Annotated in this window: 5 protein-coding genes; 2 read left to right on the top strand and 3 right to left on the bottom strand. The window is 72.8% G+C overall.

Translation table 11 applies throughout. The features are described from left to right. Positions 1 to 546: 546 nt before the first annotated feature. Positions 547 to 4,338 carry a S8 family serine peptidase gene (locus Q7W29_01020; protein ID MDO9170397.1) on the top strand — a complete coding sequence of 1,264 codons (3,792 nt, stop codon included), beginning with the start codon at positions 547 to 549 and terminating at the stop codon, positions 4,336 to 4,338. 3 nt (positions 4,339 to 4,341) lie between these two features. On the opposite strand, the gene Q7W29_01015 is transcribed toward Q7W29_01020, so the two are convergent. Beyond that, on the bottom strand, positions 4,342 to 5,802 hold the full coding sequence (locus Q7W29_01015) for a hypothetical protein (GenBank protein MDO9170396.1): 1,461 nt from the start codon (positions 5,800 to 5,802) through the stop codon (positions 4,342 to 4,344). Then, a complete protein-coding gene (locus tag Q7W29_01010; GenBank protein ID MDO9170395.1) occupies positions 5,799 to 6,443 on the bottom strand; it encodes a penicillin-binding protein activator LpoB in 645 nt (214 codons plus the stop codon). The genes Q7W29_01015 and Q7W29_01010 overlap by 4 nt, the downstream gene beginning before the upstream one ends. A 220-nt stretch (positions 6,444 to 6,663) precedes the next feature. Here Q7W29_01010 and Q7W29_01005 point away from each other — a divergent pair, with 220 nt between their 5' ends. Continuing rightward, positions 6,664 to 7,974, top strand: a complete 1,311-nt coding sequence (locus Q7W29_01005; GenBank protein MDO9170394.1) for an 8-oxoguanine deaminase — start codon at positions 6,664 to 6,666, stop codon at positions 7,972 to 7,974. 8 nt (positions 7,975 to 7,982) lie between these two features. Here the strand turns inward: Q7W29_01005 and Q7W29_01000 are convergent, their stop codons facing one another. Then, complete coding sequence (locus Q7W29_01000) at positions 7,983 to 8,570, bottom strand: GNAT family protein (protein MDO9170393.1); 588 nt, start codon at positions 8,568 to 8,570, stop codon at positions 7,983 to 7,985. Positions 8,571 to 8,692 lie beyond the last annotated feature (122 nt).

The following is an 8,692-nucleotide window of genomic DNA, read 5'->3' as shown; positions in this document are numbered from 1 at the left end:
CCTGCCCATCGACGGGCACCCCGACCCCTCGTTGTGGACGGGCGACGACTGGTGCGGGCGGATCGTCGACGTCTGGCGGCGCGGGGAGCAGGTGGTGCGCGACGGAAAGCTGGTGCCGGGCGTTTCGGCCGGGATCTTCCTACCCCGCCACTTTTCCGACTAGCTGGTCCGAGCCGCCTAAATGCGATATTCTCTTAAGATCTTATATATCAACATGATAATCTGTCAGCCAGCCTAATCGGCCAACACAACTATAGATATTATGTCATTATATTTGATATAATATTATATCGCTATCACCCGAGCGGGAGGCTGCCGTCCATGCGTCGTCGCGCCCTTGCTGTCCTGGCGTTGCTCCTGACGTGCACCACGACCGGTTCGTGGGCGGACGACCCGTCCCAGCGGACATTGGCAGCCCGACCGCAGGTGCCGGGCGCGAGGGACACGAGCACGAACCCTCGCCTGCCGTCGGCCGCGGCCGCGGTCCGGACGACCAGGACCTCCCCCTCCCAGATCGGGAAGGCGCAGCGACCCGAGTTCCCCGACGTGGACCTGACGGCCGACGCGACCGGCGGCGCCGTGGTGCGCCGATCGGCGAAGGGCGAGTCGATCCTGCCGGCGGACTTCCCGCTGGACGGGCTGCGCGACCTGGCGCCGGGACGTTCCCTTAAGCTCGCCGCTCCCGACCCCCGCGGCGGCGACAAGGACGCGCCCTGGTCCACGGACCGCCTGCTGGCCAACCCGACCAGCATGGACGACGGCTACGTCTCGCTGGCCGTCAGCCCGGTCACCGGCTGGCTCTACGCCGTGTTCGAGGCCAAGGACCTCGGCGGCGTCGACCGCGACCTCCACATCGCACGCAGCCAGGACGGCGGCCTGACCTGGACCGGCTGGGACCTGCCCTCGTTCAGCCAGGACGAGACGATGCCCGAGATCGCCATCGACGGCGCCGGCTTCCTGCACGTGGTCTGGCTGCGGCTCGACGGCTACATCCTGCGCGTGCGCTCGAGCGCCGGCGACAACCCCGCCGCCTGGTCGGCGGTGCGCGGCCTGTTCACCGACTCGACCAACGCCACGCCGAGCCTCGCGGTCAGCGGCGCCGGCGACTTCGCGACCCTCTTCATCGCGGCCGCCTACCAGGAGATCAACTGGGACCTCTACCAGTGGGAGTGGACGCTGATCTGGATGTACTCCACCAACGCCGGCACGACGGTCTCCTACGACGCCCTGGCGCCCGACGGCTACCCCGACCTGTGGCCGGACTGCGCGCTGGACGACGGGCTCGTCCACCTGGTCAACGCCGAAGTCGACCCGGGCTCGGGCCTGCCGCGCATCCTGGTCAGCAGCGACGCCGTCAGCGGCGGCTTCAACGACATCACCGACCTGTCGTCGTGGACGGCGAACGGCTGCGGCTTCCCGCAGGTCGCCTGCCAGGGGGGCGACGTCTTCGTCGTCTACCAGCACGACTACGACGACGGGCTGGGCAACCTCGACGGCGACGTCATCTACAGCTTCTCCTGGGACGCGGGCGCGACGTTCTACGGCCCCTACGAGATCGTCGCCGACGAGTACGAGAGCGTCGGCCCGACCGTCTACGCGCGCGACGGCATCGTGGGCGCGCTGTGGCTGGACGCGCCGCCCGGCGGCGACGAGTTCGACGTCGCGGCGCGCCAGGCCGGCGGGCGCGGCCACCCGGACAACTGGGGCGACATCGAGACCGTCAGCGACCAGAACCACGCCGAGCCCCAGTTCCACTACCTGTCGGGCGCCGCCGGCGCGGGCCGCCTGCACGCCGCCTGGATCGACCGGCGCGACTACCCGACGCAGGGGCTCAACGTCTACGCCGCCGACCGCGCGGTGCGGCCGAACCTCGCGGAGTTCACGCCGACGGGCTGGGGCGGCTCCCTGGTGGGCGGCCTGGTCCCCGGCGAGCGCACGGTCGGCTGGTTCGCCGCCGACCGTCCCGCCTACGTGAGCTTCGCGGTGACCAACGCCGGCCTGGCCGACGCCACGGCCGACGTCCTGGTGCGGTTGCGGGTCGACGGCGCGGTCGCGGCCGCCTGGCAGATCCAGGGCGGGCTGCCGGCCGCCACCTACGCCGCGGTCGAGGACCACGAGCTGACGCTCGGCGCCGGCCCCCACGAGATCTCCGTGGTCCTGGACCCGCTGAACGCGGTGCCCGAGGACGACGAGACCGACAACACCGTGCTGAGGACCTGGACCTGGCTCGAGGGCGACCCGAGCCTGCGCGTCGAACCGGACCACATCCGCCACGACGTGGCGGAGTCGAGGGCGGCGGCGACGCGCGCGCTCGTCGCCTCCCCGCCGACCCGCCTGGATATCCACCTGCCGGTGCTCGACGAGCGCCTCGCGACGGCGGCATCCGCCGCGCCGGACGGCACGGTCCTGCTCGTGGTCGTCCCCGCGCGGCGGGTCGACGCCGCCGCCCTGAGCGCCGGCCTCGACGCCGCCCTCGGCGAAGACCTCGGCGGCGCCGGCAAGTCGCAGCGCCGCGACACGGTCGCCGCGGCCCTGCGGACGAACCTGGCGCGTTCGCGCGCCGAACTGGAATCCCTGCTGAAGGACCTGCGCGGCGAAGGCCTCGCCGGCGAACCGGTCGAACTGTGGCTCGCGGGCGCCCTGTCCCTGCGGGCGACGCCGGAAGCGGCCCGGCGGCTGGCGGCGCACCCGGCGGTCGGGCGCGTCTGGCTGGACGACCGGCCGAGCGAAGCCTTCGGCGGGCCGGCCGCCGCAACCTCGTCGGTCGGCGATCTCCCGTCCGCGGTCCCACAGGCGCTCGCCTGGCACCTGCCCCGCATCGGCGCCGACGCGGCCTGGGCGGCGGGCTACGACGGCGCGGGCGTGCTCGTCGGCCACGTCGACACCGGCGTCGGCTACACCCACCCCGACCTGGCGGGCCACATGTGGGACGGCGGCGCAGCGTGGCCGCACCACGGCTGGGACTCGGTGGACGACGACGACGATCCGGTCGAGGGCGACCCGACCATCAACCACGGCACGCACACCGCCGGCCTGGTCGTGGGCGACGGCGCGCTGGGCACGCGCACCGGCGCCGCGCCCGGCGCCACGCTGATGGCGCTGCGCGCGGTGCCCGGCTCCTACGCCGACCTCATCGAGGCGATGCAGTTCGGCCTCGACCACGGGCCGGTGGACCTGTTCACGATGAGCGCCGGCTGGGGCGACCCGCCCGCCGACTTGAAGGAAGGCAACCGGGCCAACGCCGAGATCCTGCTGGCGATGGGCATCCCCTGGTTCTGCGCCGCCGGCAACGGCGACAACTACGGCGGCCACTACGCGGTGCCGCAGGACATCAGCTCGCCAGGCGACTGCCCCGATCCCTGGTACGGCGCGGGCGGGCACTCCGCGGTGATCACCGTCGGCGCGACGACGTCGGCCGACGCGGTCTGGGCCTACTCCAGCGTCGGGCCCACGGTCTGGAACCTGACGGCCGCCGGTTACGGCGACTACCCCTACCCGCCCGGCCTGACCAAGCCCGACCTCGCGGCGCCCGGCGACGGCATCACGTCGACGATCGGCACGGGAAGCTATGCCGCCTACTCGGGCACCAGCATGGCAACGCCGCTGGTGGCAGGCGCCGCGGCGATCTGCCTGCAGGCCTCCCCCGGCGCCACCCCGGCGCAGCTGGCCGAAGCCCTCGAAGCCTCGGCCCGCGACCTCGGGACCGCCGGCCGCGACAACCAGTCCGGCGCCGGCCTGCTGGACCTGCCGGCGGCCCTGGCCGCGCTGCCTCGCGTGGGGGTCGAATCCTTCGTGATCCACAACGACGGACCGTTGCCCCTGCTCCTGCAGGACGTCGCCTGGACAGCGGGCTGGCTGGCCGTCTCGCCGCGCACGGGCGTCGTCGCGCCCGGCGACTCCCTCACGCTGCGGGCGATGTTCGACGCGACGGGCCTCGCCACCGGCCTGTACTACGACGTGATCACCCTGATCTCGAACGATCCCGCCGGACCGCGGCCCGTGCACGCGACGCTCGCGATCGGCATGACGACGGGCGTCGACGACGGTCCACCCGCGGCGGCGGGCGCGCGGCTGGCCGGCTGGCCGAACCCCTTTAACCCGCGCACGACGGTGCGCTTCGACCTCCAGCGGGAAGGCCGGGTCGAACTCGCGATCTACGATCTGCAGGGAAGGCGCGTGCGCACGCTGCTGGCGGGCCCGGCGGCGGCGGGCGCGCACGAGGTCGTCTGGCAGGGCGACGACGACGCCGGCCGCGGCCTGCCCAGCGGGCTGTACCTGGCGCGCCTGCGCGGGCCGGACGGGGCGTCCGCCGAGCGCAAGCTCACCCTGGTGCGGTAGGGTTCAGAAGATCCGGCGGCTCAGGAAGGTCCAACCGCCCTCGACGACGGCCACGCCGGCGATCTCGCGCGTCTCCAGCCGGCGGTCCTGCGCGTCGACCAGGTCCACGCGCAGGTCGTGCGTGCCGGGAGGCAGCGCGAGGCGGGCCATGGCGATGCCGCGGGGCAGCGTCAGCCAGTTGCGCGTGTCGGCCTGCTCGGTGGCCGCGCCCAGCAGGTTGACCAGCAGGCCGGCGACCTGGCCCTGGCCCTCGGCCTGCTCCTTCGCGGCGTACTTGGCCAGCGCGCGCACGATGGTCTTCAGCACGATCCTGCCCTGGGCGTCCTGGAAGTACTGCCGCGACCTGCCGGCGACGTCCTCCACGGGCACGGCTCGCGTCCGGCCGCCGATCGTCCCGACCGACACGCGGGCGCCAGCGACCGCCGACGGCTCGTCCACCAGCTCGGGCAGGGCGAAGCGTAGCCAGTAGTCGATCTTCTGGTCGCGGTCCCAGCCGTACTCGTAACGGTGCCGCAGCGAAAGGCCCCAGGCGTCGCGGTCGTCGCGGCGGCCGTCGCTCTTGAAGATCGGCACGTCGGCCGCCCGTGAGATCCGGCGCGGCGCGAACCCCGTCTCCAGGAAGAGCACGACCTCGCCGGTGCCGGCCGGGGGCGGCGACGCCGGCAGCAGCTCCGGCAGCTGCGTCCGCAGTTCGTCCAGCTCGGCCGCGAAACCCAGCGCGGTCCCGGTGCGCAGCAGGTCGGCGCCGAGCCAGGGCGGCGTGGCCACCGCCAGCAGACCCTCGCTGTCGCGGTAAGCCTGCGCGGCCTGCCGGTAGGCGATGAAGGCGTCGTTGGTCTCGCCGCCCCAGTCCAGCAGCATGGCCCGCAGGTAGTGCAGGAAGGCGTCGTTGTCCAGAACATCATTGTTCAGGGCCTCGGCGCCGGCCTCGCCGTCCTCCCCTCCGTCGCGCAGCGCGCGGGCGATTTCCGCGTACTCGCGCAGGTGCAGCTCGGCCTTGCGGGCCTCGACCACGGCCTCCTCGCGGTCGCCCAGGTAGACGTAGTTCAGCGCGCGGTAGTAGGGCACCATCGCCATCTCGAAGGGGGCGGCGCGGTAGGCGATGGCGCCGTCGTTGGTGACCAGGGACAGGACGGCTTCGCTGACGCTCTTGGTGTAGAGGTCGGCCGCCAGCAGCTCCGCCTCCTCGAACACCGCGTTGGACTCGGCCCAGCGATCGGCGTAGTGCAGGACCAGGCCCTTCTCCAGCAGGTTCGCCAGGCGGTCCTGGTCGCGCGCAGCCGCGTCCAGACCCGAGAGCGCCTCGTCGAAGCGGCCCGCCGCGAGGTCGGTGCGCAGGCGTTCGTGACGGTCCGCGTAGGTCGAGCAGCCGGCGGCGCCGAGCAGCGCCGCGGCGAGGACCAGGCGGGCCGCCGTGCGGACGGCGGCCTGCCCGGCCGGTGACGTGCGGAGACGGGTGCTCAAGGCTTGTGACCGCTGCGGCTGACGTACTTCTTGATCTTCTCGACGCCCGCCCAGACCTTCGTGTTGTCCTCGAGATCCACGAGGTACACGTCGACCTGGTAGTACTTCACCTCGTCGCCGTCCTCGCGGTCGATGATCGTGTTGATCTCCCCGAGCATCATGTAGTCGGCGCCCTTCTCGCGGCCCCAGTCCTTCATGGTCTCGGGCGAGGAGTACTGCTGCTGGTCGGCGCGCTCGTCGCGCACGCCTTCGCGCTCCTCGGACGAGGCGACGACGGTGACGCGTCCCGAGTTGATGAACGAGCGCTCCACGTCGGCCACGAAGGTCTTGACCGGGATGTGCTCGGCCGACTTGTTGGCGATCTGCCCCACGATGAGCACGGGCTTCTTGCCGCGGGCCAGCAGGTGGTTCTCGACCCAGGGCGCGGCGGTGATCTGGGCGATGAGGGTCTCGGCGACCTGGCGGCTGTCCGCGTCGTTCCAGTTGCCGGACAGGTCGATGGTGGTGTCGGTTTCGACCCGCGTGACGGTCTTGCCGCCGCCGCAGCCGGCGACCAGCACCAGCGCGAGCATCGCCAGGATCGCCAGCGCCGGCCGCGCGGTCCGCCGCAGGGTCGGGTTCGTCGGTACCAGGTTCCGCACGTCGTTCTCCTTCGTTGGGATCCGCCCGGCTCCCGTCGGGAATACCGTCCACGGATCCGGTCACGTCCACGCCGGGCTGCCCACTTTCCAGGTCGATCCGGGCGTCGGCGGGCGCCGGTCGCCGGTTCGTGCAGGAACCGTGCTAGCGGGATGTTGCCCGCACCGCCGCCGCGGGGCATTATAGACGAAGCGGCCCGCAATCCCAACCTTGGAGCTGACCATGCGCGACCCGGACCTGTTCCTGCTCGAGCACGCCGATCCCCTGGTCACGATGGATCCGGCCCGCCGCGCCCTGGACGACGGCTGGGTGGCGGCGCGCGACGGCCTGATCGTCGGGGTGGGCGCCGGGCCGGCGCCCGAGATGATCGACGGCGAACCGCGCGCGCGGTTCCGGCGGCTGGACGCGCGGGGCCGGGTCGTGCTGCCGGGCCTGATCAACACCCACCACCACCTCTACCAGACGCGCACGCGGGCCTGGCCTGGGGCGATCGACGCGGAGCTGTTCCCCTGGCTCGGGACGCTCTACCCGGTGTGGGCCGGGCTCGCGGACGAGGACTTCCACCGCGGCGCGCTGGTCGGCTGCCGCGAGCTGCTGCGTTCGGGCTGCACCACCACCACCGACCACCATTACCTGTTCCCGCGCGACGCCTCGCCGGAGCTGATCGACGTGACGATCGCGGCGGCCCGCGAGGCCGGCATCCGCTTCCACCCCACGCGCGGCAGCATGTCGCGCTCGCGCAAGGACGGCGGCCTGCCGCCCGACTCGGTGGTGCAGGACCACGACACGATCCTGGCCGACAGCGAGCGGCTCATCCGGCTGCACCACGACCCCGCGCCGGGCGCGATGACCCGCATCGCGCTGGCTCCGTGTTCGCCGTTCTCGGTCACCCCGGAGCTGATGCGCGACACGGCCGCGCTGGCGCGCCGGTTCGGCGTGCGCCTGCACACGCACCTGTCCGAGACGCGCGACGAGAACGACTACTGCGCCGCCACCTACGGGATGCGCCCGGTGGACCTGCTGGAGGACTGCGGCTGGCTCGCGGACGACGTCTGGCTGGCGCACGGCATCTGGTTCGACGACGCGGAGATCGCCCGCCTGGGGCGCGCCGGCGTGGCGATCGCCCACTGCCCCACCTCCAACATGCGCCTGGGCTCGGGCATCTGCCGCGTTCGCGACCTGCGGGCCGCGGGCTGCCCGGTCGGCCTGGCGGTGGACGGCTCGGCGAGCAACGACTCGTCGCACCTGCTGGCCGAGCTGCGTCAGTGCCTGCTGCTGCACCGCGTCCTGGGCGGCGCCGGCGCGATGACGGTCGGGGAAGTGCTGGAGATGGCGACCCTGGGCGGCGCCGCCTGCCTCGGCCGCGGGGACTTGGGCTCGCTCGAACCGGGCAAGGCCTGCGACCTGGCGCTCTTCGACCTCGGGGACCTCGCCCACGAGCGCGTCGGCGACCGCGTGGCCGCGCTGCTGCTCTGCCACCCGCGCGACGCCGCGGCGGTCGTGGTCGGCGGCCGCGAGATCGCGCTCGGCTGAACGGCGGCTCAGGCGTCGCCGTTCTCGCAGTGCGCCTGCAGGCGCTTGCGCTCCCGCTCCCACTCCTCGTCCAGCATGGCGAAGATCACGTCGTCGACCCACTGCCCGCGGTGCCAGTGGCTGCGGCGCAGGTGCGCCTCCTGGCGCAGGCCGAGCCGCTGCAGCACGGCGACCGAGGGCAAGTTGCGCGGGTCGGTGCGGGCCACCACGCGGTGGACCTTCCGCACGTCGAACAGGTGCTCGAGCATCAGCCGCGTGGCGCAGGTCGCGTAGCCGCGGCTGCGGTGGTCCGGGCGCAGGGCGATCCCCAGCTCCGGGCTCGCGTGCGCGCCGCCCGGGAAGAGGATCCCGCAGTCCCCGACGACTTCGCCGTCCTCGCGCCGGACGATGATCAGCTGCAACCAGGTGCCGGGCGTTCCCGGCTCGACGTCGGCCTGGGAGCGCGACAGACCCTGGACCTCGTCGATGTCGTGGGGCAGCCAATCCTGGTAGCGGGCGACCTCGGGCAGGGAACGGTAGGCGTAGAGGACCGGGGCGTCGGCGGCCTGCATGCGGCGCAGGACGATCTGGCGGGCGGTCAGTGTGAAGTCGGCCATGTCTGCCTCCTGCTGGCTGGGGCGGGACGGGCGTCGACCATGGATACGGACGTGGCGGTCCGGGGGTTGCCTCCTAGAACAGCCAGTCCGTGTTCAGGAACGAACTGTGCCCTTCGCGCACG

The sequence above is a fragment of the bacterium genome, assembly GCA_030654305.1.
Taxonomy (GTDB): domain Bacteria; phylum Krumholzibacteriota; class Krumholzibacteriia; order LZORAL124-64-63; family LZORAL124-64-63; genus PNOJ01.
The sequence above is the reverse complement of the archived record's forward strand: the minus strand, read 5'-3'. Positions and strand labels throughout refer to the sequence as shown.

Coding starts and splice junctions, on each gene's coding strand:
- Q7W29_01005 (MDO9170394.1), top strand. CDS start 6,664: ATGCGCGACCCGGACCTGTTCCTGCTCGAGCACGCCGATCCCCTGGTC.
- Q7W29_01000 (MDO9170393.1), bottom strand. CDS start 8,570: ATGGCCGACTTCACACTGACCGCCCGCCAGATCGTCCTGCGCCGCATG.